Source organism: Citrobacter sp. GW821-FHT02E08, assembly GCF_059421685.1.
Genome location: NZ_JBWKVL010000002.1, coordinates 367,131 through 391,950, shown reverse-complemented (window position 1 = coordinate 391,950; position 24,820 = coordinate 367,131). Strand labels below are relative to the sequence as shown.

24 protein-coding genes are annotated in these 24,820 nt (G+C 52.9%); 17 read left to right on the top strand and 7 right to left on the bottom strand.

Annotation, left to right across the window (positions count from 1 at the left end):
• The first annotated feature begins 9 nt into the window (after positions 1 to 9).
• Positions 10 to 633, top strand: coding sequence for a hydrogen peroxide resistance inhibitor IprA (gene iprA, locus AC07UY_RS04125; protein WP_494659194.1), 624 nt, complete (start codon positions 10 to 12; stop codon positions 631 to 633).
• Position 634: 1 nt separating this feature from the next.
• Here iprA and ampH read toward each other — a convergent pair whose 3' ends face one another.
• The gene (gene ampH / locus AC07UY_RS04120; protein WP_203358719.1) at positions 635 to 1,792 is read right to left on the bottom strand and encodes a D-alanyl-D-alanine-carboxypeptidase/endopeptidase AmpH; all 1,158 of its coding nucleotides are present in this window, start codon (positions 1,790 to 1,792) and stop codon (positions 635 to 637) included.
• A 425-nt stretch (positions 1,793 to 2,217) separates the two neighbouring features.
• Between ampH and sbmA the strand changes: the two genes are divergently transcribed.
• Both sbmA and AC07UY_RS04110 read left to right on the top strand, forming a co-directional pair.
• Complete coding sequence (gene sbmA / locus AC07UY_RS04115) at positions 2,218 to 3,438, top strand: peptide antibiotic transporter SbmA (RefSeq protein ID WP_162380116.1); 1,221 nt, start codon at positions 2,218 to 2,220, stop codon at positions 3,436 to 3,438.
• 14 nt (positions 3,439 to 3,452) lie between these two features.
• Positions 3,453 to 4,556, top strand: coding sequence for a DUF1615 domain-containing protein (locus tag AC07UY_RS04110; RefSeq protein ID WP_494700704.1), 1,104 nt, complete (start codon positions 3,453 to 3,455; stop codon positions 4,554 to 4,556).
• 25 nt (positions 4,557 to 4,581) lie between these two features.
• Here AC07UY_RS04110 and AC07UY_RS04105 read toward each other — a convergent pair whose 3' ends face one another.
• On the bottom strand, positions 4,582 to 4,890 hold the full coding sequence (locus AC07UY_RS04105) for a YaiY family protein (protein WP_276292630.1): 309 nt from the start codon (positions 4,888 to 4,890) through the stop codon (positions 4,582 to 4,584).
• A 260-nt stretch (positions 4,891 to 5,150) separates the two neighbouring features.
• Between AC07UY_RS04105 and AC07UY_RS04100 the strand changes: the two genes are divergently transcribed.
• Positions 5,151 to 5,366 (top strand): DUF2754 family protein, encoded by a 216-nt coding sequence (locus AC07UY_RS04100; RefSeq protein WP_494659196.1) that lies wholly within the window; start codon positions 5,151 to 5,153, stop codon positions 5,364 to 5,366.
• A 76-nt stretch (positions 5,367 to 5,442) separates the two neighbouring features.
• Here AC07UY_RS04100 and ddlA read toward each other — a convergent pair whose 3' ends face one another.
• On the bottom strand, positions 5,443 to 6,537 hold the full coding sequence (gene ddlA / locus AC07UY_RS04095) for a D-alanine--D-alanine ligase (protein WP_494700705.1): 1,095 nt from the start codon (positions 6,535 to 6,537) through the stop codon (positions 5,443 to 5,445).
• A gap of 599 nt (positions 6,538 to 7,136) precedes the next feature.
• Here ddlA and iraP point away from each other — a divergent pair.
• The 4 genes from iraP (at position 7,137) to adrA (ending at position 10,662) form a co-directional block, all read left to right on the top strand.
• A complete protein-coding gene (iraP, locus tag AC07UY_RS04090) occupies positions 7,137 to 7,397 on the top strand; it encodes an anti-adapter protein IraP (RefSeq protein WP_494659198.1) in 261 nt (86 codons plus the stop codon).
• A gap of 149 nt (positions 7,398 to 7,546) precedes the next feature.
• Positions 7,547 to 8,962, top strand: coding sequence for an alkaline phosphatase (gene phoA / locus AC07UY_RS04085; protein ID WP_494659199.1), 1,416 nt, complete (start codon positions 7,547 to 7,549; stop codon positions 8,960 to 8,962).
• Between the two features lie 152 nt (positions 8,963 to 9,114).
• Positions 9,115 to 9,435, top strand: a complete 321-nt coding sequence (gene psiF / locus AC07UY_RS04080; protein ID WP_192611324.1) for a phosphate starvation-inducible protein PsiF — start codon at positions 9,115 to 9,117, stop codon at positions 9,433 to 9,435.
• Positions 9,436 to 9,546: 111 nt separating this feature from the next.
• The gene (gene adrA, locus AC07UY_RS04075) at positions 9,547 to 10,662 is read left to right on the top strand and encodes a diguanylate cyclase AdrA (RefSeq protein WP_203358712.1); all 1,116 of its coding nucleotides are present in this window, start codon (positions 9,547 to 9,549) and stop codon (positions 10,660 to 10,662) included.
• A 15-nt stretch (positions 10,663 to 10,677) separates the two neighbouring features.
• Here adrA and proC read toward each other — a convergent pair whose 3' ends face one another.
• Positions 10,678 to 11,487, bottom strand: coding sequence for a pyrroline-5-carboxylate reductase (proC, locus tag AC07UY_RS04070; RefSeq protein ID WP_203358711.1), 810 nt, complete (start codon positions 11,485 to 11,487; stop codon positions 10,678 to 10,680).
• Between the two features lie 148 nt (positions 11,488 to 11,635).
• On the opposite strand from proC, the gene AC07UY_RS04065 reads away from it, so the two are divergent.
• The 5 genes from AC07UY_RS04065 (at position 11,636) to ppnP (ending at position 14,288) form a co-directional block, all read left to right on the top strand.
• A complete protein-coding gene (locus tag AC07UY_RS04065) occupies positions 11,636 to 12,094 on the top strand; it encodes a YaiI/YqxD family protein (protein WP_494659200.1) in 459 nt (152 codons plus the stop codon).
• 181 nt (positions 12,095 to 12,275) lie between these two features.
• Complete coding sequence (gene aroL / locus AC07UY_RS04060; RefSeq protein WP_203358709.1) at positions 12,276 to 12,821, top strand: shikimate kinase AroL; 546 nt, start codon at positions 12,276 to 12,278, stop codon at positions 12,819 to 12,821.
• Positions 12,822 to 12,851: 30 nt separating this feature from the next.
• Positions 12,852 to 13,043, top strand: coding sequence for a YaiA family protein (locus AC07UY_RS04055; protein WP_192611329.1), 192 nt, complete (start codon positions 12,852 to 12,854; stop codon positions 13,041 to 13,043).
• 234 nt (positions 13,044 to 13,277) lie between these two features.
• Positions 13,278 to 13,955, top strand: a complete 678-nt coding sequence (locus tag AC07UY_RS04050; RefSeq protein WP_494659201.1) for an AroM family protein — start codon at positions 13,278 to 13,280, stop codon at positions 13,953 to 13,955.
• Positions 13,956 to 14,003: 48 nt separating this feature from the next.
• Complete coding sequence (ppnP, locus tag AC07UY_RS04045; RefSeq protein ID WP_494659202.1) at positions 14,004 to 14,288, top strand: pyrimidine/purine nucleoside phosphorylase; 285 nt, start codon at positions 14,004 to 14,006, stop codon at positions 14,286 to 14,288.
• Positions 14,289 to 14,327: 39 nt separating this feature from the next.
• Here the strand turns inward: ppnP and rdgC are convergent, their stop codons facing one another.
• Positions 14,328 to 15,239: a recombination-associated protein RdgC gene (gene rdgC / locus AC07UY_RS04040; protein WP_192611332.1), complete on the bottom strand. Its 912-nt coding sequence runs from the start codon at positions 15,237 to 15,239 to the stop codon at positions 14,328 to 14,330.
• Between the two features lie 249 nt (positions 15,240 to 15,488).
• Here rdgC and mak point away from each other — a divergent pair, with 249 nt between their 5' ends.
• Entirely contained in the window at positions 15,489 to 16,397 is a 909-nt protein-coding gene (mak, locus tag AC07UY_RS04035; RefSeq protein ID WP_203358706.1) for a fructokinase, read from the top strand.
• Positions 16,398 to 16,448: 51 nt separating this feature from the next.
• Here mak and sbcC read toward each other — a convergent pair whose 3' ends face one another.
• Positions 16,449 to 19,592 (bottom strand): exonuclease subunit SbcC, encoded by a 3,144-nt coding sequence (gene sbcC / locus AC07UY_RS04030; protein ID WP_494659203.1) that lies wholly within the window; start codon positions 19,590 to 19,592, stop codon positions 16,449 to 16,451.
• A complete protein-coding gene (sbcD, locus tag AC07UY_RS04025) occupies positions 19,589 to 20,791 on the bottom strand; it encodes an exonuclease subunit SbcD (RefSeq protein ID WP_494659204.1) in 1,203 nt (400 codons plus the stop codon). The genes sbcC and sbcD overlap by 4 nt, the downstream gene beginning before the upstream one ends.
• A gap of 192 nt (positions 20,792 to 20,983) precedes the next feature.
• Between sbcD and phoB the strand changes: the two genes are divergently transcribed.
• The 3 genes from phoB to brnQ all read left to right on the top strand — a co-directional run bounded on the left by phoB (position 20,984) and on the right by brnQ (position 24,753).
• Positions 20,984 to 21,673, top strand: a complete 690-nt coding sequence (gene phoB, locus AC07UY_RS04020) for a phosphate response regulator transcription factor PhoB (protein WP_494659205.1) — start codon at positions 20,984 to 20,986, stop codon at positions 21,671 to 21,673.
• A 56-nt stretch (positions 21,674 to 21,729) separates the two neighbouring features.
• Positions 21,730 to 23,025: a phosphate regulon sensor histidine kinase PhoR gene (gene phoR / locus AC07UY_RS04015; RefSeq protein ID WP_203358702.1), complete on the top strand. Its 1,296-nt coding sequence runs from the start codon at positions 21,730 to 21,732 to the stop codon at positions 23,023 to 23,025.
• A gap of 408 nt (positions 23,026 to 23,433) precedes the next feature.
• Positions 23,434 to 24,753 (top strand): branched-chain amino acid transporter carrier protein BrnQ, encoded by a 1,320-nt coding sequence (gene brnQ, locus AC07UY_RS04010; protein WP_494659207.1) that lies wholly within the window; start codon positions 23,434 to 23,436, stop codon positions 24,751 to 24,753.
• Positions 24,754 to 24,820 lie beyond the last annotated feature (67 nt).

Here is a 24,820-nt window from a genome sequence, read left to right as displayed (position 1 = left end):
GGACGAAAAATGCTATCGTTGAGTAAACCAGTTAATGAATTTGGTAAACTCGATCAATGTTTGTCTAAATATGGCACTCGCTTCGAGTTGTGTAACGAAAAACAGACTGTTTTTTCTAATGATAATCATAAGGACAATACGTTTGTTATCTTAAGTGGCGCCATTTCTTTATGGAGAGGAGAACATATACTTGTAGGTATTGCTCAGGCCCCCTTTATCATTGGGTTATCTGATGGTGTTATGAAAAATGATATGCAGTATAAATTAATAACGGAAGGTAGCTGCGCTGGGTATCATCTTCCTTCGTCTCAAACGATAAAAATAATTGAAAAAAATAATCTGTGGCGTGAGGCATTTTGCTGGCTGGCATGGAAAAACCGCATTATGGAATTGCGTGATTTACAGTTGATTGGTCATAACTCCTACGAACAAATCCGGGCCACATTGATCTCAATGAATGAGTGGGATGATGAGCTGCGTTTTCGTATTGGTGTTATGAATTATATTCACCAGAGAACGCGAATTTCACGCTCTGTTGTTGCCGAAGTGCTTGCTGCTTTGCGTAAGGGCGGTTACATCGTAATGAATAAAGGCAAACTGGTTGGTATCACCCGTTTGCCTTCAGAGTACTAACTCAGGATGCAGGAACCACCCGGGGTTTATTGCCGCTCAATTCCGTGACCAGATCGTTGAGACCGTCGCTCATACTGGTAAACCGGGTCAGCGGAGAACGTGTCACCACGACAAACGCACCAACGTTCTGTTGTGGGATCATGGCCATATAGGTAATAAAACCGCCACCGCCGCCTGTTTTCTGAATGATCCCCGGACGCCCATTCTTCGGTGCCATGTAAACCCAACCCAGCCCCAGAGCATCAGCTCTGCCAGGGACGTCCATGCCAATCACTTTCCTCAACTGCGCACGCTGATAGATGAGTGTCTGCATGCGGTCAGCCTGGTTGCTGCGGTGATAAAAATCAGAGGAGAGATACTGCTGCATCCAGCGCATCATATCCCCTGGCGTTGAGTACACGCCGCCGCTGCCAACGGCCGCTAACGTGTTATTACAGGGGCTGGCGCCTTTCTCTGCGACCATCAGGCGTTTGCACTGATCGGGCGAGGGGGTAAACGTCGTATCTTTCATCCCGAGCGGACGGGTGATCTGCTCTTCAAAAATCTGGGTATAAGGCTTGCCTGAGGCCGTTGCCAGCGCGTCGGCCAGCAGGTCGAACGCCAGATTAGAATATGAGGCCTGTGAACCCGGCGCTGCTTTTAATGTTGCGGTAGAGAGATAGCTCCAGCGCTGTTCACGGGTTGGCCAGACAAACACCGGACGATGCGCCGCACCGCCGGGTTGTTCACGCGGCAATGCACTGGTATGGGTCGCCAGATTCACCAGCGTAATCGGCGCTCCCTGATATGTCGGAACGCGTGCGCCAGGGGGCGCATACTTACTCAACGGATCGTGCAGATTCACCGTACCCTGATCGAGCAATTTCACCAGCATTTCACTGGTCATCAATTTGGTGAGTGACGCAATACGAATGACCGAATCTAACTGCGGATGGACGTTATTTCCTGGTCGTGTTTCACCAAAACTACGGAACACACGTTGATTTCCATCTATCACAACCAGCGCCATTCCCGTGGCGCCGCTGCCGTAATAAATATGTTCGGCGTAACGATCGACGATATCGGAAGCAAAAACCGGATCGAGGCCAGGTTGGGCCGCGTGGACAGGTGTCAATGACGCCGCACACAGCGCGGCAGAAAAAAGCAGACTACGTTTCAACGGTGGTGTCCATAAGTTAATTGAAGAGAACAATGCGAGTTTACACACTTCTTCTTTCAGACCGCCTCGACGCGACCTGAACGATTTGTTGTATATACTACTCAGCGGCGCCTGCAAAGCGCTAAATAGAGCAATGATAGTGGGAAAAACGTAACGGCGAGTAAATGGGGCTTTTTTTCTTGAGAGTGAAAGTTCGCTTTTGTGATCCCACGCTTGTGGTAACCTCGGGACGCCGAAGAATTTCGTTTTTGTGAAACCCGTCGAAACAATTCCTGAAGTCTGGAAAGCGAACTAAGCGCCATGATCCTGGTCACAATGGTCGGTTCCGTCTCGTTTTTCGTGGGCGAAGATCTGCATTACCGCCGTGTGTGGCGCAAAAATAAACAGCAGTCGTCATAACGATAAGAAGTTAGCAGGAGAGCATCATGTTTAAGTCTTTTTTCCCCAAGCCAGGGCCGTTTTTTATCTCGGCATTTATTTGGGCGTTGGTTGCTGTCATCTTCTGGCAAGCGGGTGGGGGAGCCTGGGTTGCGCATATCACAGGCGCGTCCGGTAATATTCCCATCAGCGCCGCACGATTCTGGTCGCTGGACTACCTGGTTTTTTACGCTTACTACATTATTTGCGTGGGGCTGTTTGCACTGTTCTGGTTTATCTATAGCCCGCACCGCTGGCAGTACTGGTCAATTCTTGGCACGTCGTTGATTATCTTCGTCACCTGGTTTCTGGTTGAAGTGGGGGTCGCCGTCAACGCCTGGTATGCCCCATTCTATGACTTGATCCAGACGGCATTAAGTTCGCCGCATAAAGTGACCATCGGGCAGTTCTATCATGAAGTGGGCGTATTTCTTGGTATTGCGCTGATCGCTGTGGTCATTGGCGTGATGAATAATTTCTTTGTGAGCCACTATGTGTTCCGCTGGCGTACTGCCATGAACGAACATTACATGGCGCACTGGCAGCACCTGCGTCACATTGAAGGCGCCGCACAGCGTGTGCAGGAAGACACCATGCGTTTTGCGTCAACCCTCGAAGATATGGGCGTGAGTTTCATTAATGCGATCATGACGTTGATCGCCTTTTTGCCGGTGCTGGTCACGCTTTCCGCGCATGTGCCGGAACTGCCGGTGGTCGGGCACATTCCTTACGGTCTGGTGATTGCCGCGATCGTCTGGTCGCTGATGGGTACAGGATTACTGGCCGTGGTGGGGATCAAACTGCCGGGGCTGGAATTTAAAAACCAGCGCGTTGAAGCAGCTTACCGTAAAGAACTGGTTTACGGCGAAGATGACGGCAGTCGCGCTACGCCGCCTACCATACGGGAATTGTTCAGTGCGGTGCGCCAGAACTATTTCCGTCTCTATTTCCACTATATGTACTTCAACATTGCCCGCATTCTCTATTTGCAAGTGGATAATGTTTTCGGTCTGTTCCTGCTGTTTCCGTCGATTGTTGCGGGTACCATTACGTTGGGTCTGATGACGCAAATCACCAACGTTTTTGGTCAGGTGCGCGGCTCCTTCCAGTATCTGATCAATTCCTGGACCACGCTGGTTGAGCTGATGTCTATCTATAAACGTTTACGCAGCTTTGAACGTGAACTGGATGGACAAGAAATTCAGGAAGTGACCAACACATTTAGCTAACAAAAGGAAACGTTATGCCGGCGGTATCCCGTCTTTACCCCTTATCATTACTGGCTGTGCTGGTGTTGGCAGGTTGTAGTACCCAACCCCCGCAGCCCTTAAAAAAGGGTGAAAAGCCCGTGGATGTGGCAAGCGTGGTGCGCCAGAAAATGCCGGCAAGTGTGAAAGACCGGGATGCCTGGGCGAAGGATCTGGCAAAGACTTTTGAGAGTCAGGGGCTGGCGCCGACGGTCGAAAATGTCTGTTCGGTGCTGGCGGTGGCGCAGCAAGAGTCAAATTATCAGGCTGACCCCGCCGTGCCAGGCCTGAGTAAGATTGCCTGGCAGGAGATCGACAAACGTGCCGAGCGTATGCACATCCCCGTTTTCCTGGTCCATACGGCGTTGAAAATCAACTCCCCGACAGGGAAGAGCTACAGCGAACGTCTGGACTCGGTGAAAACGGAGAAACAGCTCAGCGCCATTTTTGATGATTTTATTAATATGGTGCCTATGGGGCAGACGCTGTTTGGTTCGCTTAATCCGGTTCACACGGGCGGCCCAATGCAGGTCAGCATCGCGTTTGCCGAGCAGCATACCAAAGGCTATCCGTGGAAAATGGAAGGCACGGTGCGCCAGGAGGTCTTCTCCCGCCGGGGCGGATTGTGGTTCGGTACGTACCATCTGCTGAATTATCCCGCGAATTACACTGCGCCCATTTTCCGTTTCGCCGATTTTAATGCCGGTTGGTACGCCAGTCGTAATGCGGCTTTCCAGAATGCGGTGGCCAAAGCCAGTGGTGTGAAACTGGCCCTTGATGGCGATCTGATCCGTTATGACAGCAAAGAGCCGGGCAAAACAGAACTGGCGATACGTAAACTGGCAAACACACTGGGAATGAGTGAGAGCGAGATTCGTCGCCAACTGGAGAAAGGTGACAGTCTGGCATTCGAAAAGACGGTGCTGTACGAGAAGGTGTATAAACTGGCAGAAACCAAAACAGGCAAAGCGCTACCGAGAGAAATGTTGCCAGGGATTCAACTGGAAAGCCCGAAGATCACGCGTAATCTGACCACCGCATGGTTTGCAAAACGGGTAGATGAACGTCGGGCTCGCTGTATGAATTCTCCGGCAGGATAAGTCCCGGAGTCTGTTGGTTCCGGGGTTATTGATGACGCTGGCGCCAGCGTAGGAACGCGGCAATCACACCGAAAATCAAGCATCCCGCGAGGAACGGCACCAGACCAAAAAGGGTGCCGACGCCTAAGCCGATCTCGACACGAGGTCGTCCGGTTTCCTGTACCTGCATCAAATGTTCATAGACGCCCGGCGCGTGAACCAGCAGATTTAAAATTTGCGCCCCTGCCCAAAAGCAAAACAGCACAAATACGGCGTAAGCGATGTTACCGGAAGTGGAGGTAGTATCCCGCTTCTTCCCGCCAAACAAGGATTTTGAGAGAGTGAAATCAGCCATAAAGACCTCCGGGGGAATTCTGCTACTCTGGCGTCATACCAGTGGCTCGCAGTAATTCTGGCAGGTCATCAGATTTGTCAATATCAGAATGATGGTAATTTCGCCCAGGGATTACTCCTGGATTGCAGATTTCTGTTCGTTGTCACAAAATACGATCTTTGCGTTAAGTTGTGTAACATTTCAGAAATTCCGCGTCTGCCACAGACCGTCAGGCGTAAATGTGCGAGGATGTTCTTTTACGCCCTGTCCCCGGAGCTGTCATGAACTTGCCTGTAAAAATTCGCCGTGACTGGCACTACTATGCTTTTGCCATTGGGCTTATCTTCATTCTGAATGGGGTGGTGGGGTTATTGGGTTTTGAAGCCAAAGGGTGGCAAACCTATGCGGTAGGGCTGGTCACATGGGTGATTAGTTTTTGGCTCGCTGGGCTGATTATTCGCCGCCGCGTGGAAGATGAAGCGGAAGATACCCGATAACGTGCAGTTATCGGGCTTTATTTGCGTCAAAACGTCGGGTGGCAGAGATGCTGTTCGACGCATGACGACTCTTCGTTTACATACTGGTTTTCAGCGCATTGTTAGCCGCGTGGCGTTCCAGCGCCAGCTCGATCAAACGGCTGATCAAATCGGTATAACCCAAACCGCTTGCCTGCCACAGTTTCGGATACATGCTGATATTGGTAAACCCAGGCAGCGTGTTGATCTCGTTGATCACCACTTCATTGTCTGGTGTTAAGAAAACATCGACGCGCGCCATACCTGCACAGCCCAGTGTTTGATACGCCTGAACGGCGATCTCACGGATCTTTTCGTTCACTTCTGAGGTGATCGCCGCAGGGATCACCACTTTAGCGCCGTTATCGTCAATGTACTTGGTGTCGTAGGCGTAAAAATCGCTGTTCAGGACAATCTCGCCGCAGGTACTGGCTTGCGGATGATCGTTACCGAGAACGGCACATTCGATCTCGCGACCATTGATGCCTTGCTCAACCACCACTTTATGATCAAATTCAAACGCCAGTGCCACGGCCTGGTGATACTGCGCTTCGTTGGTGACTTTGCTGACGCCAACCGAGGAGCCCTGGTTCGCCGGTTTAACAAATAGCGGCAGGCCGAGACGCGCTTCTACCTCTGCAAAACTAACCGTATTGCGGTTGGTGCGAGTGAGCGTCATAAAGGGGGCAATATTCAACCCGGCATCGCGCAGCAGGCGCTTAGTGACATCTTTGTCCATACAGGCCGCAGAGCCGAGCACATCAGAACCGACGAACGGTAAATTTGCCACACGAAGCATGCCCTGTAGCGAGCCGTCTTCTCCCAGCGTTCCATGAACGATAGGGAAAATCACATCAACCGTTTGCAGCGGTTGGCCGTTCTGCGCGTCGATGAGCTGGTGCTCCTGTTTGCCGGGCACCTGCGCCACGCTTGTGGCTGAAGGACGCAGCGCAATATGAGCGGGGTCGTCTACGTTCAGCAGATAGTCACTGGCATCGCTAACGTGCCATTGTCCTTGTTTATCAATACCTAACAGCACAACATCAAAGCGGGTCTTGTCGATGGCATCGACAATATTTTTTGCCGATTGCAAAGACACTTCATGTTCCGCTGATTTACCACCAAATACGATCCCTACCCGCAATTTCGCCATCTTAAAAACCCATTCCATGAAACGCAAAGCGTATACATTACCACGACAAAACGAGGGTTTCGCGTGCTTCTGCCATATTGTTTCGAACAGGCCAGAGACACAAACGCTGCCAAACACGGGTCAAAGCACAATTCCCTGCTAATTACATGGCTTTGCGTGATGTGCTTCACAAATCTGATGAACGGGGAGATAAAATGTCAGTGGTAGGCATCAGCGCGCTGGATTCCACTTTTGCTCTCTTCAGGTCGACCCAAAGAGGACGTCACAGTTCATCTTTAGACGCACAGATTGTTCCGCGCTGTTCGTGCCTTAACAGCCTCGACAATAATGCCTGTCAACATCAACACTTATTATTGTTCTTCAACTTAAGTGAAATCAGGCGGGTTTATCATAACTTTATATTATGGTGCTGCGTGACTATTGAGTTTCAGGCTTTCTTATTATGAAATTATTCTGGCCTGAGAAACGTTTCGATGATTAATTCAATGTGATTATTAACACAAAGTCTTTCCTTAATCATAAAAATACTACTTTCATCCTCTAGGCAGTGATGAATCATAATGATACCGTCTGCCTACTTCGGATAAGGAAATACGTTTATGAAAAACCTCATTTCAGAGTTGTTGCTTAAACTCGCCCAAAAAGAAGAAGAGTCGAAAGAACTGGTGGCTCAGGTAGAGGCGTTAGAGATTATTGTCACCGCAATGCTACGTAATATGGCGCAGGTTGAGCAGCAAAGGCTGATTCACCAGATAGAGGGCGCACTTGACGGCGTAAAGCCGGATGCCAGCGTTCCGGATAACGATACGGAATTGCTGCGCCAGTACGTAAAGAAGTTATTGAGGCATCCTCGTAGCTGATTGTATTCAGGGTCAATAACTGTCATATTGCTGTCATATCAGATACCTATAGTCGCTTTGTTTTTATGCTTGTCATACATCAAATTTCATCTACTGCAATTTGAATTATTAAGAGCATATTTTATGTATTTATACATGGAGAAAATAAAGTGAAACAAAGCGCTATTGCTATTGCCCTGGTCTCTCTGTTTTTTATCCCCGTCACGTATGCCGGGTCTTCATCCGTGGCCGTGCTGGAGAATCGTGCGGCCCAGGGGGATATTACGACCCCAGGCGGTGCGCGCCGTTTAGCGGCCGATCAAACCGCTGCTCTGCGGGATTCACTCAGTAATAAACCCGCTAAAAATATCATATTGCTGATTGGCGATGGTATGGGGGACTCGGAAATAACCGCCGCGCGAAATTATGCCGAAGGGGCGGGTGGTTTTTTTAAAGGCATTGATGCGTTACCTCTGACAGGGCAGTACACCCACTATGCGCTGGATAAAAAAACCGGCAAACCCGATTATGTGACGGACTCTGCGGCCTCCGCTACGGCCTGGACGACGGGCGTAAAAACCTATAACGGCGCGCTGGGCGTCGATATCCACGAAAAAGATCACACGACCCTTCTGGAAATGGCAAAAGCGGCGGGACTGGCAACCGGGAATGTCTCAACGGCGGAATTACAGGATGCGACACCGGCGGCGCTGGTGGCACATGTGACCTCCCGAAAATGCTACGGCCCTGACATCACCAGCGAAAAATGCCCGACAAATGCCCTGGAAAAGGGCGGCAAAGGCTCCATCACTGAACAATTACTGAATGCACGCGCGGATGTCACGCTTGGCGGCGGCGCAAAAACCTTTACTGAAACGGCGAAGGCAGGCGAATGGCAGGGAAAAACGCTGCGTGAACAGGCGCAGGCACGCGGTTACCAGCTCGTCAGTGATGCCGCGACGCTGGCCGATGTTCGCGAAGCCAATCAGGATAAACCGCTACTGGGCTTATTCTCCGATGGCAACATGCCCGTGCGCTGGGAAGGTCCGAAAGCGTCATACCATGGCAATATTGATAAACCGGCAGTGACCTGTACGCCAAATGTGAAGCGTAACGGCAGCGTGCCAACGCTGGCGCAGATGACCGACAAAGCGATCGAACTGCTGAGCAAAAATGAGAAGGGGTTCTTCCTGCAAGTTGAAGGGGCCTCTATCGACAAACAGGATCATGCGGCTAACCCGTGTGGACAGATTGGCGAGACGGTCGATCTCGATGAAGCCGTGCAGCGTGCGCTGGAATTTGCGAAGAAGGATGGCAACACGCTGGTGGTGGTGACCGCCGACCATGCTCACGCCAGCCAGATTGTTGCACCGGATACGAAAGCGCCAGGCCTGACGCAGGCGCTGAACACCAAAGACGGCGCGGTGATGGTGATAAGTTACGGAAACTCAGAAGAAGAATCTCAGGAACATACCGGCAGCCAGTTGCGTATTGCCGCCTACGGACCACATGCCGCCAATGTGGTGGGGCTGACGGACCAAACCGATCTGTTTTACACCATGAAAGCAGCCCTGGGCCTGAAGTAAACGGCACCCGACGGTAATTCTTTTACCGTCGGGTGGTAATTTCGTCGTAAGCAGCCAGACTTAATGGCACGAAATCCTTCAGATTATAGAGGTTAAATAATTCGAGTTTCCTGAAGGATTAGGTGTGTGAATACCCACAAAAGGATGGTGCTATGAAAATAACATTACTGGTTGCCCTGCTTTTTGGTTTGGTGTTTTTAACGACCGTCGGCGCTGCCGAGAAAACCTTAACGCCGCAACAACAGCGTATGACGACCTGCAACCAGCAGGCGACAGCAGAAGCACTGAAAGGGGATGCCCGTAAAACCTATATGAGTGATTGCCTGAAGAACAGCACGTCTGCGCCAGGTGAGAAAAGTCTGACTCCCCAGCAGCAGAAAATGCGTGAGTGTAATGTCCAGGCGACAGAACAATCTCTGAAAGGGGACGATCGCAACAAGTTTATGAGTGCCTGCCTGAAAAAAGCGGCCTAGTGCCCTACGCTAAGCTGTAGTGCTAACGGGTGAGAGGAGAAAATCGCTCACCCGAAATATCATACTTTCTCCGCTAGCTTCGTCTCTATAATTTGGGAAAATTGTTTCAGAATGTTCCCAAAAATTATGAATGATGAAAGCTTTTACAAAAAAACGGTAGCACCGGGTGGAGAGCCCGCCATACCGCCTCCCAATGACCACCAGCGTTCCGGGTTACGCTTCGCCCGGCGAGTCCGGCTGCCGCGAGCAGTAGGACTGGGATGGATGTTCTTCCCCATATCTGCCGCACTGGTTGATCAGTCTGTCGCGGGCGGGTGGTGGCTATTTTTGGTGGGTTGGGCTTTTGTCTGGCCGCATCTGGCATGGCAACTGGCAAGCAAAGCCATCGATCCTTTAAGCCGTGAAATATACAACTTAAAAGCTGACGCGATTCTTGCGGGGGTTTGGGTCGGCGTGATGGGCGTCAATATCCTCCCCTCGACGGCATTACTGATGATGATGTGTATGAATCTGATGGGGGCTGGCGGTGTGCGGCTGTTTGTCGCCGGGATCGTACTAATGATTGTTTCTAGCCTGGTGACATTGCAGCTAACCGGTATCACTGTGGCTTTTGCCAGCGCGCAGCTGGAATGGTGGCTCTGCCTGCCTGTGATTGTGATGTACCCGTTATTGTTTGCCTGGGTCAGTTACCAGACGGCGACGAAACTGGCGGAGCATAAGCGCCGGTTGCAGGTGATGAGTACACGGGATGGCATGACGGGCGTCTATAATCGGCGTCATTGGGAAATTTTATTACGCAACGAATTCGATAATTGTCGCCGCTATAACCGTGATGCCACGCTGCTGATCATCGATATCGACCACTTTAAGAGCATCAATGACACCTGGGGTCACGATGTCGGCGATGAAGCGATTGTTGCTCTGACGCGACAACTGCAGATGACCCTGCGCGGCAGCGATGTTATTGGTCGCTTTGGTGGCGATGAGTTTGCGGTCATCATGTGCGGAACCCCTGCGGAAAACGCCATTGCCGCGATGACGCGGGTACACGAAAGGCTAAGCGCATTGCGTTTACCTTGCGCACCGCAGGTAACGTTACGTATTAGCGTGGGGATTGCGCCATTGACCTCACAACTCGGACACTATCGTGAATGGTTGAAATCCGCAGATATCGCGCTTTACAAAGCAAAGAACGCCGGACGTAACCGCACCGAAGTGGCGGCCTGACGTCCAGCGATATCCTCAGGATTTACTGAGACTCTCCGACTTTTCCATACACTTCGCCATAGCTTCGATTACGGCCGCGCGAAAGCCTCGTTCTTCAAGGATCCGAACCGCTTCGATGGTGGTGCCTCCCGGTGAACACACCATGTCTTTTAACTCTCCAGGATGTTTACCGGTTTCCAGAACCATTTTCGCCGATCCCATAACGGCCTGCGCCGCGAATTTATATGCCTGAGTGCGCGGCATCCCTCCCAGTACAGCGGCATCCGCCATCGCTTCAATAAACATAAAAACATAGGCTGGCGAAGAGCCGCTGACGCCAACAACCGGATGGATCATCGGTTCTGCGATGATCTCTGCTTCGCCGAAGCAACGGAAAATATTCAGCACATCGGCGGTGTCTTCCGGGGTGACCAGGGCATTCGGCGTCACGGAGGTCATACCGGCATTGACCAGCGATGGCGTGTTTGGCATCGCGCGAATAATTTTACGATCGTGTCCCAGCGCCCGTGCGAGCTGGTCAAGGGTGACCCCCGCGGCAATCGAGACGACCAGCGAGTCTTTGCTCAGGCTGGAGGTGATTTCACTCAGCACTTTAATCATAATGGCGGGCTTTACGGCGCCAAAGACGATATCAGCAACCTGCGCCACTTCTTGTGCGGTCTGCGCCGCGTTAATGCCGTACTGCTCATGCAGGGCGGCAACCTTGTCGGGGGAGGGGGTATAGACCCAGATTTGCCCCGGGAGAACCTGACCGCTCGCAATCAGGCCGCCAAGAATCGCTTTTCCCATGTTGCCACAACCGATAAAACCGATTTTCTTCTCCATCGTGTCACTCCCCCTGGGTGATATTCATTGTTTTGATGAGTAAAGCGTAGCTTAACGCGGAATGAGAATGTGCAGAAGGAGAAACAGCACTTTGACGGAAGGCAAAAGCACGAGACAATGTGGAAATGCACATCAGTAAGGAGCGGTTATGACAATATGGGTGGATGCCGATGCGTGTCCGAATGTAATCAAAGAAATTTTATACCGAGCCTCTGAGCGGATGCAGATGCCGTTGATCCTGGTCGCCAACCAGAATTTGCGTGTTCCGCCATCACGATTTGTCCGCACGATGCGCGTACCTGCCGGTTTTGATGTGGCGGATAATGAGATCGTACGCCAGTGTGAACCCGGCGATCTGGTTATCACAGCAGACATTCCGTTGGCTTCCGAAGTCCTGGAAAAAGGGGCTGCGGCGTTAAACCCGCGCGGAGAGCGGTATAGTGAATCAACCATCCGTGAACGTCTGACGATGCGTGATTTTATGGACACGTTACGTGCCAGTGGGATCCAGACCGGCGGTCCGGATAGTCTTTCTCCACGCGATCGCCAACATTTCGCTGCTGAACTGGATAAGTGGTGGCTGGAAGTTCAGCGCAGGGCGCGTTAACTGCAATTTTATCTTTACACTTAACTACCTGCGATTTCTTGTTATAGTAAGGACGTACGGTATACCACATTCTTTTTGGAATGATTTATTTACACTTAACGATGTACTAGTTTGGTGGTATGATTATTACTTTAACGATATCCGATCCCGCATGTTTGCGGCTCTCCTGGGAACGCCCGCTATGACGCAACCTCTTTTTCTTGTTGGCCCACGAGGCTGTGGTAAGACAACTACCGGTATGACGCTTGCTCAGGCGACCGATTACCAGTTTGTTGATACCGACCAGTGGTTGCAGTCGCATGTGCAAATGACCGTAGCGGAGATGGTCGAGAGAGAAGGGTGGGACGGTTTTCGTGCCAGGGAAACGACGGCGCTTGAGGCGGTTACCGCACCGTCAACGGTTGTGGCGACCGGTGGCGGGATTATTCTTACCGAATACAACCGTCATTACATGCGTAATAACGGCATTGTTTTCTATTTATGCGCTCCGGTGTCGGTATTGGTTGATCGCCTGGAAGCGGCGCCGGAAGAGGGGCTGCGCCCCACCTTAACGGGTAAACCGTTGGGCGAAGAGGTGCGGGAAGTGCTTGAACAACGCGACGCGCTATACCGTGAAGCGGCGCATTACATTGTTGATGCGACGAAAAATCCGGACCAGGTGGTGGGCGAAATTCTCGCGGCACTGTCGCAAGCGCAACTCCGTCGACAGGGTGGCGTCTATACTTAAAGTTCATCCCGTTGTTAAAAAGGAGGAACCATGCCGAACAGTCCCCTCTATCCGCGAAAAGCTTGGATTGTCACCCTTGAAAAAGGGATGCCAGGCCAGACGGCGCTCCGCTACCAGCTTCGGGCCGATTATCCCAAACCAGACTCTTTGATAAGCGAACACGCCAGCGAAGAAGACGCACTGGATGCCAAAAAACGCTATGAAGACCCTGATAAAACCTGATGCCATCACGACTCAGAAAGGACTCTGAGTGTGCCTGGATCACATTTATCACACTCTGTAGCGTTCAGCTAAAACTGAAAATTAAACGATAACAATACAGTACTGGAATTAATTGGAATCTTTACACAATACGTCGCGTAACTGCTGCTACGCTTTTGGGCATTTGTAGCGCAGGTAAGTGTTCGTATATTTACCGGGAATTAACGACGAAGTATAAGAAGGCGGAGCATAAAAATGAGTGCGTCGTTGGCTATTCTCACTATTGGCGTCGTGCCAATGAGTGAAGTCTTACCTCTCCTAACCGAGTATATCGATGAGCAGCATATCGCTCATCATAGTCTGCTGGGAAAAATGTCGCGTGAGGAGGTGATGGCGGATTATGCCGTAGCACCCGGTGATGACCCCCTGCTGACGCTACTCAGTGATAATCAACTTGCTCATGTATCCCGCCAGAAAGTGGAACGGGATCTACAAAGTGTGGTTGAAGTGCTGGATAACCAGGGCTACGACGTGATCCTGTTAATGAGCACCTCGTCGATCAACAACATGTCGACCCGTAATACAATTTTGCTGGAACCCTCGCGTATTATCCCGCCGCTGGTGGCCTCGATCGTCGAAGGGCATCAGGTAGGGGTGATTGTTCCGGTTGAGGCGTTACTGGACGCCCAGACCCAAAAATGGCAGGTATTACAGACGCCACCGGTCTTTTCGCTGGCGAACCCTATCCACGGTTCTGAACAGCAATTGATTGATGCGGGGAAGGCGTTGCTGGAACAGGGCGCTGATGTTGTCATGCTCGATTGCCTGGGGTTTAACCAGCGTCATCGTGATTTACTGCAAAAGGCGCTGGATGTTCCGGTTTTACTTTCTAATGTCTTGATTGCGCGATTGGCGTCGGAATTACTTGTTTAATTTTGCCCTATATTGAGAATTAACTTAATCATGAAACAGGGCCCGTTTATGCTACAAAGCAATGAGTACTTTTCCGGTAAAGTGAAATCAATCGGTTTTACCAGCAGCAGTACTGGCCGCGCCAGTGTTGGCGTCATGGCGGAAGGTGAATATACCTTCAGTACCGCAGCACCGGAAGAAATGACCGTGGTCAGCGGGGCGTTGAATGTTTTGCTACCGGGTGAGACCCAGTGGAATGTGTTTGCTGCAGGCGAGGTGTTTAACGTTCCCGGCAATAGCGAATTCCATCTGCAAGTGGCAGAGCCGACCTCTTATCTTTGCCGCTATCTGTAATGCGATTCCCTCTCCATCGGGAGAGGGAATACCGCGCAACTAGCGTTGCGCTTCACCACCCAGCCCTTCTACCAGACTCTTAATCAGAGCGGCCAGTTCGCCGGTCATCAGGATAAAGTCAGCATCAAAACGTTGGGCAAAATCTTCCCTGTCGATATCTTCGTTTTGATCGCGCAGCTCATCGCAGAATTTCAGGCGTTTGATCGAGCCGTCGTCGCACATCAAAAACTGGATCCGTTGCTGCCAGTCAAGCGCCAGTTTGGTGACCACTTTACCCGCTTCAATATGATTGGCGATTTCGGTGCTGACCAGATCCTGCTTCTTCGCGCGGATCACGCCGCCATCTTCGAGCATGGCTTTCAGTTCGGCTTCATCCAGCAACTGGAATCCCTGAGCAACCGTACCGGAACGCACCCACTCGGTGAGTGTTAATTCGATAGGGTTTTCCAGCGTCAGCGGGACCACCGGCAAGGAGCCCAGGCACTTACGCAGCAACGCCAGCGTATCTTCCGCTTTTTTGGCGCTTGCGCAGTCGACCATGATCAGGTCATTCACCGTGTCTATCCACATCATTGTCTGGTTAAAACGGCTAAAGGCGCGCGGCAGAAGGGAGTGCAGCACTTCATCTTTCAGCGAATCTTTTTCGGTCTTCTTCAGCTTGCGACCCTGTTCGGCTTCCAGTTTGGCGATTTTCGCTTCCAGCGCCTGTTTGATCACCGGCGCAGGCAGGATCTTCTCTTCTTTGCGCGCGCAAATAATAATTTGGCCATTGGCGGTATGCGTTAATGCATCGCTGTGCGATCCCATCGGCGGTACCCAGCCCATTTTTGCCATATCCTGGCTACCGCAAGGGGTAAACGTCATCGAGGATAGCTGTTTTTCCATCTCCTCAGCACGCAAAGAAACGTCGCGGCTAAGACGGTAAACCATTAAATTTTTGAACCACAGCATGATAATTTCCACGGCCTTGTCGTTAAATGCAGCGGGTATTTATACCCAAATAGTTCGAGTTGCAGGAAGGCGGCAACGCAGAGAGCCCCGGGAGCTTACTGAAGTAAGTGACTGGGGGGAGCGAGGAAAGCCGACGCATCTGCAACTTGAAGGATGCCGGGTATAATAACGAATTGTCGACGGGCTTGCATTGCCAATCAGGAAGCTCGCTTCTACTCTGTTGATATTTCATAAAATGAGGAACGTCGTGTGCGTATAGGTATTGATTTGGGTGGGACCAAAACAGAGGTGATTGCGCTCGGCGACGCGGGGGAACAGTTGTTTCGCCATCGTCTGCCCACGCCGCGCGACGATTATCGACAAACCATTGAGACCATTGCCAGCTTAGTGGAAATGGCTGAACAGGCGACCGGCCAAACGGGAACGGTGGGAATGGGGATTCCGGGGTCCATATCTCCCTACACTGGGGTGGTGAAAAACGCCAACTCTACCTGGCTTAACGGTCAACCGTTCGATAAAGATCTGAGTACGCGCCTTAACCGTGAAGTCCGGCTGGCGAATGACGCCAACTGCCTGGCGGTGTCTGAAGCCGTGGACGGCGCGGCAGCTGGCGCACACGCGGTTTTTGCCGTGATTATCGGCACCGGATGTGGTTCTGGCGTGGCGCTGAACGGCCGTGCGCACATTGGCGGAAATGGCACGGCGGGCGAGTGGGGGCATAATCCGCTACCGTGGATGGATGAAGACGAGCTTCGCTATCGCGCTGAAGTCCCCTGTTATTGCGGTAAACAAGGCTGCATTGAAACGTTTATCTCCGGAACCGGTTTTGCCACGGATTACCATCGTTTGAGCGGCAACCCGCTGAAAGGCAGCGAAATTATTCGCCTGGCGGAAGAACAGAACGCAACCGCGGAACTGGCGCTGAGTCGCTATGAGCTGCGGCTGGCGAAATCGTTGGCGCATGTGGTGAACATTCTTGACCCGGACGTCATTGTTCTGGGCGGCGGGATGAGTAATGTCGACCGGCTGTACCAAACGGTGCCGTCGTTAATCAAACCGTTTGTTTTTGGCGGCGAGTGCGAGACGCCAATCCGTAAAGCGCTACATGGTGATTCCAGCGGCGTGCGCGGGGCGGCCTGGCTGTGGCCGCAAACGTGATAGTTTAACGCGTTGCCGGATGGCGCTGATACGCCTCCGGCAACATACGGGTTATTCCACCGCAAACATCCTGTCCAGCTTGCTATAGCCCAGTCCATTGATCTTCTTCACTTTGATCTGCACGGGGATCCGTTCTTTCATTGCTTCGACATGGCTTATCACCCCGATGGTTTTACCTGTTGCGTTCAGCGCATCCAGCGCATCCAGCGCAGTGTCCAGCGTTTCGCTGTCCAGGGTGCCAAATCCTTCATCCAGGAACAGGGAGTCGATTCGCGTTTTGTGGCTGACCAGATCCGACAACGCCAACGCCAGCGCCAGGCTCACGAGGAAACTCTCGCCGCCGGAAAGCGTGCGGGTGTCGCGCACGGCATCGGCTTGCCAGGTATCGACCACTTCCAGCTCCAGCGCTTCACTGGCTTTACGTTGCAGTAAATAGCGCCCGTGCAGGCGCGTCAGCTGATTGTTCGCCAGCCAGACCAGATTATCCAGCGTGAGTCCCTGGGCAAATTTACGGAATTTATCGCCCTCTTTAGAGCCGATGAGCGAATTGAGATAGCCCCAGTCTTCCACCTGCTGCGCGGCTTTTTCTATCTCCAGCATCAGTGACTGCTGCTGCTGACGATTGTCGGCATCCTGCTTAAGCTGCTGGCGGATTTCGCCCTGGCGGGTGGCGTTTTCCCGCAACTGGGCGTTGACCTGCGCCAGTGCCTGTTGGATCTGTTCCACTGTGAGGGTGAGATCCAGCGCGTCGGGAGGTTGCTGCTGGTGATCCGCGAACGTCTGGGCGGCCTGTGCAGCTAATGTCTGCGCCTGCTGTAACTGGTTTTCCAGTGACTGCCGGAGTTGCTCAAGACGGTTAACGGTTTCATCATCCAACAAGGCGGCGAGGAACGCGGCCTGGTCATCGAAGACACTGGCCTGCAACGCGGTGTTGAAATGGGCCTGAGCGTCTGCGGCTCGCTGTGTTTCCTGCGCTTCCTGCTGCTGCAGCGTTTGCCATTGACTCTGTAACGAAACGCACTCGTCATGGACCTGTCGCCAGTTTTCCAGAGGCAGAGGGGCGTTATCGTCAACGGCGATATCGGTCGCCGGCAGCGTATCCAGCAGCGGAGTTAATTGGGCAATTCGCGTTTGCAGCTCGGTCAGTTCCGTCTGATGGCGTTGCCACGTTTGCGCTTCCTGCGTTCTTGCGCTGAGCCAGGACTCTTCCTCACCTTCGCCAGGCAGTGACAGCGCGTAGCGTGTCACTTCGGCTAACAGCGACGCGTGGCGTTGCGAGATCTGCTGTTCAAACTGCATCACCTGCTGCGTGTCTGCCGCGATTTGCGCCATCAGAACGTGACGTTGACTCAGTTGATGCAACTGGTGCTCGTAGTCATCCTGCGCGGTCAGCCAGGGCGAAATATCGTCCTGCGGCTGCAACGAAATTTGCAGCCCGGCGCACAGCGTTTGCCATTCCTGAGTAAGTGCTTGCTCTTCCTTTAACAGTGCCTGCGCTTCGCTTTCGTCACGCTGTAATTGCTGCGTGAGGGTGTCGAGTTGCCCGCGCAGCGTGGCGCCTTCTTCTGCCAGCGTTTTGACCTCTTTTTCCAGCGAGTCGCGCCGTGCCTGATTCACCCCGGGTTCGAGAGCCTGATAGACCTCTACGGCAGGGTGTTCGGTGGAGCCACACAGCGGGCACGGCTGACCGGATTGCAATAACGCGCGCTGGCTCTCGAGGTCTTTAATTCGCGCTTCCTGCTCGCAAATCGTTTTTACATCAAGGAATTGCTGATTTTTCTCTTTATAACGCTGCCGCTTTTCCTCAAGCGTGGTAGTACGCTGAGCCTGTTCCTGCTGGCTGTGTTGAATCGCGGCCTGTAGCTGTGCCAGCCGTTTCTGTTTTGGCGCGATCTGTCCGTGGAGCGAGGCGAGGCGCTGGCGCAACGGGCGAAGCTCAGCATGCTGTGCGAGTGCTTGCGTCACGTCATCGGCGGACAAATCCAGCGTTTGCGCCGGGAGCGCGTCAAGCTTACGGGTGTCGCTTTCCTGCTGCTGTTGCCATTTGAGCAACTGCGTTCTGTCGCCGGACTGCTGTGCAAACAGCGCGCGCCACCCGGCCAGTTCACTGCCCCATAAACGAAAACGATCGTGTTCGGTGAGCCATGCCGTTAGCGTCTGCTGTGTGGCGTGCAGTTCAGAAGACTGGCGCTGGGCATGGGAGCGAAGGCGATTGCGCAAGGATAATGAACTCTGTAAGCGAGTGTTCACTTCTTGAATCTGCTTACGTGTGCGGGTAACGGTAGCGGCTTGTTCTTCAATACGCTCCCACAAGGGGCGTAGTTGTCGCGCCGGTTGCGCCAGGTTCAGCGCGGCTAACTGCGGCTGCGCGTTTGCCTGCGCCTCTTGCGCCGAGCGTAGCGCCTGCTGGCGACGAGTGACTTCCGTCTGCAACTCACTCTGGCGTGTCAGCCATTGCAGGTGGTGTTGCTGCGTTTGTTGGCGCGTGAGGGACTGTTTTTCTTCGTCAGTAAGTACCTGCAAACATTCCGTGAGCGCCTGCAGTTGCTCCGGGGCGAGCAGGGCGACGCCGCTGGCCTGCGCCTGCAGTTTTTCCAGCTCGGTGCGGGCCGTTTTGTGTTTCTCAAAGACCATTGCCGAAATCTGGCCATAAATTTCGGTGCCGGTCAGCTCTTCCAGCAGTTCAGCGCGCTCTTTGGGTTTGGCGTTGAGAAACGCGGCAAACTGCCCCTGCGACAACAGCATAGAGCGGGTAAAGCGACCGTAATCCAGCCCGGTCAGCGCGGCGGTCATCTCCAGCTTGTCTTTGACCTTATCGGCGAGAATTTTTCCGTCTGCGCAGCGCGCCAGCTCCACGCGAGGCGTCTGCAAATTACCGTCTGGCTGATTGCGGGCGCGGTTTTGGCTCCAGAACGCGCGGTAGGCTTCGCCTTTGACCTCAAATTCGACTTCCGCCAGACATTCTGCGGTGTCGCGGGTCATCAGATCGTTTTGTGACTGCGAGAGGGTGCTCAGGCGCGGCGTTTCGTGATACAGCGCGAGGCAAATGGCATCCAGCAGCGTGGTTTTCCCGGCACCGGTCGGGCCGGTAATGGCGAACAGTCCGTTGCTGGCGAACGGCTCCGCCGTAAAATCGATTTTCCATTCCCCTTTCAGGGAGTTCAGGTTTTTCAGGCGCAGGCTGATGATTTTCATGCGTCATGTTCCCCGGCGAGAGAGTGTAAGGTGGTGCTGAACAGTTGGTTAAGGCGTTCACGCTGGGGAACCTCCAGCTCTTCCAGCGCCAGACGACGCTCAAAAACCTCTTCCACGCTCAGTTCGCTCAGGGTTTCGCGCCGCTCATTCGCCATGCTTCGCTCACGTTGTTCCCGACTGCGCCGCACCAGCAAAACCTCTACTGGGAGGTCGTCAGTTAACGCCTGAATTTTTCGCTGCATATCGTGCAGGTATTCGTCGGTGGTGATTTCGATATCCAGCCACGTGGGCGGGTGCTGCGCCGCGTTCTTAAACGACGCCAGTTGTTCGGTAATGGCCGCTAAATCGCCTTTCAGCACCGCCAGCGGCTGGGTGACCGGAACGGTGAGGCTCTCTATAGAATGCAGTTTTCCGTCTTCGAAGCTCACCAGATGAACGCATTTGCTTTTTCCGCACTCATCAAAGCTCAGCGCAATGGGAGAACCGCAGTAGCGAATATGCTCCGTCCCGCCAATCACCTGCGCCCGGTGAATGTGCCCCAGCGCGATGTAATCGGCGGGGGGGAAATTTTGCGCCGGAAACGCATCCAGGGTGCCAATGTAGATGTCACGAACCGCGTCACTTTTACTGGCGCCGACGGTCGTCAAATGTCCGGTGGCGATAATCGGCAGCGGTTGTTCGCCGCGCAGTTCGCAGGCCTGCTGATAGTGCTGCTGATAATAGTCGGTGATGGCGGTGAGCAGATGCTGCTGTTTTTCGCGACCGCTGAGACCGGCCTGACTGGTGATGATGTCACGCGGACGTAAAAACGGAATCGGACACAGCACCGCGCCTGGCGTACCGTCGCGACGGGGAAGATAGTGCGGCGCGTGCCCGGCGCTGGCGACCACTGTGGTGTTCAGAAACGCCAGAATCTCGCGTGACTCGTTGAGCGTGGCGACAGAATCATGGTTTCCGGCCAATACCACCAGATGACAGCCTGTTTGCTGCAAATTGACGACAAAACGGTTGTACAGCTCGCGGGCATAGCTTGGCGGCGAGCCCGTATCAAAAATATCACCTGCAACAATGATCGCATCCACCTGCCGGGATTGCGCCGTTTCCAGCAGCCAGTCAAGAAAGGCCTGGTGCTCGTCGGCGCGGCTTTTACTGTAGAAGTTTTGGCCGAGATGCCAGTCAGAGGTGTGTAGGATGCGCATAACAGTTCCATGGCGAAAAAGCGTGAACGGGATTATAACCTTTCAGAGAGGTTAATATCTTGTTTATGGGGTGTCATAAATCAACAATCTGGCGTGGGGATTGACGCTTTTTTTCATAAAACTGTCATAAATCTGACGCATAATGGCGCCGCATTGATAATGATGACTAGCAACTCTATAACAGGGCAAATCATGGCGAGACGTATTCTGGTCGTAGAAGATGAAGCTCCAATTCGCGAAATGGTCTGCTTCGTGCTCGAGCAAAATGGCTTTCAGCCAGTCGAGGCCGAAGATTATGACAGTGCAGTGAACCAACTGAATGAACCCTGGCCGGATCTGATCCTGCTGGACTGGATGTTGCCGGGCGGCTCCGGCCTTCAGTTCATTAAACATCTCAAACGTGAGGCGATGACCCGCGAAATCCCCGTCGTTATGCTAACGGCCAGAGGGGAAGAGGAAGACCGCGTGCGTGGACTGGAAACGGGGGCGGACGACTATGTCACAAAACCGTTCTCGCCCAAGGAGCTGGTCGCGCGGATCAAAGCGGTCATGCGCCGCATTTCACCGATGGCGGTCGAAGAGGTGATTGAGATGCAAGGACTGAGCCTCGACCCGACATCGCACCGGGTGATGACCGGGGAAAGCCCGCTTGATATGGGACCTACCGAATTCAAATTGCTGCACTTCTTTATGACGCATCCTGAGCGCGTCTACAGTCGAGAGCAACTGCTAAACCACGTCTGGGGCACCAACGTGTATGTGGAGGACCGTACGGTCGACGTCCATATTCGCCGCCTGCGTAAAGCGCTGGAACAGAGCGGTCATGACCGCATGGTACAAACCGTACGTGGGACAGGGTATCGCTTTTCGACCCGCTTCTGACGCCTTGCCGCCTATCAGGCTGGCAAGGCTTTCAAATCGTGAATGGAGTGTGACGCGTGCTGGAACGGCTGTCATGGAAAAGGCTGGTGCTGGAGCTGATACTTTGCTGCCTCCCGGCCTTCATCCTTAGTGTATTTTTTGGTTATCTGCCCTGGTTTTTACTGGCGTCGGTAACGGGACTGCTCATCTGGCATTTCTGGAATTTATTACGTCTCTCCTGGTGGTTGTGGGTCGACAGAAGTATGACCCCGCCGCCAGGAAGCGGAAGCTGGGAACCGCTGCTTTACGGCCTGCATCAAATGCAGTTACGTAACAAGAAACGCCGCCGTGAACTGGGGAATCTCATTAAACGTTTTCGCAGCGGGGCGGAATCGCTCCCTGATGCGGTGGTGTTGACCACAGAAGACGGGGGCATCTTTTGGTGTAACGGTCTGGCGCAACAGGTACTGGGATTACGCTGGCCTGATGACAATGGGCAAAACATTCTCAACCTGCTGCGTTATCCGGAATTTACGCAGTATCTGAAAACACGCGACTTCACCCGACCGATCAATTTGGTGTTAAACACCGGACGGCATCTGGAGATTCGCGTGATGCCCTACACCGACAAGCAGTTGTTGATGGTGGCGCGTGATGTGACGCAAATGCACCAGCTCGAAGGGGCGCGGCGAAACTTTTTCGCCAACGTCAGTCATGAGCTGCGTACACCGCTCACCGTGTTGCAGGGCTATCTGGAGATGATGCAGGAGCAATCTCTGGAGGGGGCCACGCGGGAAAAAGCGCTGCATACGATGCGCGAGCAAACGCACCGCATGGAAGGGCTGGTGAAACAGTTACTGACGCTGTCGAAAATTGAGGCTGCGCCTGTGCTCTTGCTTAATGAACGCGTTGACGTACCGATGATGCTGCGTGTTGTTGAACGCGAGGCGCAAACGTTAAGTCAGCAGCAGCACAGCTTCACGTTTGAAGTTGACAGTCAGCTTTGCGTGCTGGGCAATGATGATCAGTTGCGTAGCGCGATCTCGAATCTGGTCTATAACGCGGTGAATCACACCCCTGCGGGGACACATATCACCGTGCGCTGGCAGCTCGCCGCGCAGGGCGTGGAGTTCAGCGTGGAGGATGATGGTCCAGGCATTGCGCCTGAGCATATTCCGCGCCTGACCGAACGTTTTTACCGGGTGGATAAGGCGCGATCCAGGCAAACTGGCGGCAGCGGTTTGGGGCTGGCGATTGTTAAGCACGCATTAAATCATCACGACAGTCGATTGATTATCGACAGCACTGTGGGGAAAGGCACGCGGTTTAGTTTTGTTCTGCCGGAACGTTTAATTGCCAAAAATAATGCTTAATGTTGCAATGTAAGATTATCTTTCCATAAGCCAGCGAATGCTGGCTTTTTTTCTTTGCGGTAAAGATTCACCTGCTGAATTTTTCAACGTCTGATGCTTTTTTGTTCGCATGATTAGCCATGACTTTTTCTTATGGATGGTGTTTTGTTCTAAGCCGTATATTCATCTTGATATATTGTTCTGGTTTTGGGATCCCATCTTGCTTTAAAACGTTATAAGCGTTTAAATTGCGCCTCAGATGCTGTCATACAGACTGCATTAATGCGGTAAATCGAAAAACTATTCTTCGCCGCGCCAGGTCGGGAGCATATCCCGCTGGAATTGATTAAAAATTCCGCTGTATTGTCCCCCAGGGAAAGGCAGAAAATTTAACGTTTTCAACACCACATCCACAGGCAGTAAAATTTTATGACCCATCAGTTAAAATCGCGCGATATTATCGCCTTGGGCTTTATGACATTTGCGCTGTTCGTTGGCGCAGGCAACATTATTTTTCCTCCTATGGTAGGTCTGCAGGCAGGCGAACACGTCTGGACTGCAGCACTCGGCTTTCTTATCACCGCCGTTGGCCTGCCGGTTCTTACGGTTGTGGCGCTGGCAAAAGTCGGTGGTGGCGTAGACAGCCTGAGTGCGCCAATTGGTAAAGTGGCAGGACTCCTGCTGGCCACAGTCTGTTATCTGGCCGTAGGTCCGCTGTTCGCTACACCACGTACGGCAACCGTCTCCTTTGAAGTAGGGATTGCGCCGCTGACCGGTAACTCCCCTCTGCCGCTGTTTATCTACAGCGTGGTCTACTTTGCCATTGTGATTCTGGTGTCGCTCTATCCGGGTAAATTGCTGGATACCGTAGGTAACTTCCTGGCGCCGTTGAAGATCATTGCACTGACGGTGCTTTCTGTTGCCGCGATTGTCTGGCCAGCGGGTCCGATCAGCGATGCGATGGAGGCCTACCAAAAATCCGCGTTCTCGAATGGTTTTGTGAACGGCTACCTGACCATGGATACGATGGGCGCGATAGTCTTTGGTATCGTCATTGTCAACGCAGCGCGTTCTCGTGGCGTGACGGAAGCGCGTTTACTGACGCGTTACACCGTGTGGGCGGGTCTGATGGCGGGCGTAGGGTTAACCCTGCTGTATCTCGCGTTGTTCCGCCTGGGGTCAGACAGTGCGATTCTGGTTGACCAGTCTGCAAATGGCGCGGCAATCCTGCATGCTTACGTGCAGCACACCTTCGGTGGTGCGGGTAGCCTGATGCTGGCGGGGCTGATTTTCCTCGCCTGTCTGGTGACGGCGGTTGGCCTGACCTGTGCGTGCGCTGAGTTCTTCGCACAATACGTTCCACTGTCTTATCGTACGCTGGTGTTCATCCTCGGCGGCTTCTCGATGGTGGTATCGAATCTGGGCCTCAGCCACTTGATTCAGGTCTCTATTCCGGTGCTGACGGCGATTTATCCGCCATGTATCGCACTGGTTGTATTAAGTTTTACCCGCTCATGGTGGCATAATTCTTCCCGCGTCATTGCACCTGCGATGTTTATCAGCCTGATTTTTGGTATCCTTGACGGCATTAAAGCATCGGCAATTGGCGACGTATTACCGGCCTGGACCCAGCGTTTACCAATGGCGGAACAAGGGCTGGCGTGGTTGATGCCAACAGTCGTGATGGTGGTCCTGGCGATTATCTGGGATCGCGTTTCGGGTCGACAAGTGACTTCAAGCGCTCACTAAATTCACTGACAGTATGTTTTAACCACGGGGCTATTTTTGATGGCCCCGTGGTTTTTTTATTGTGTTG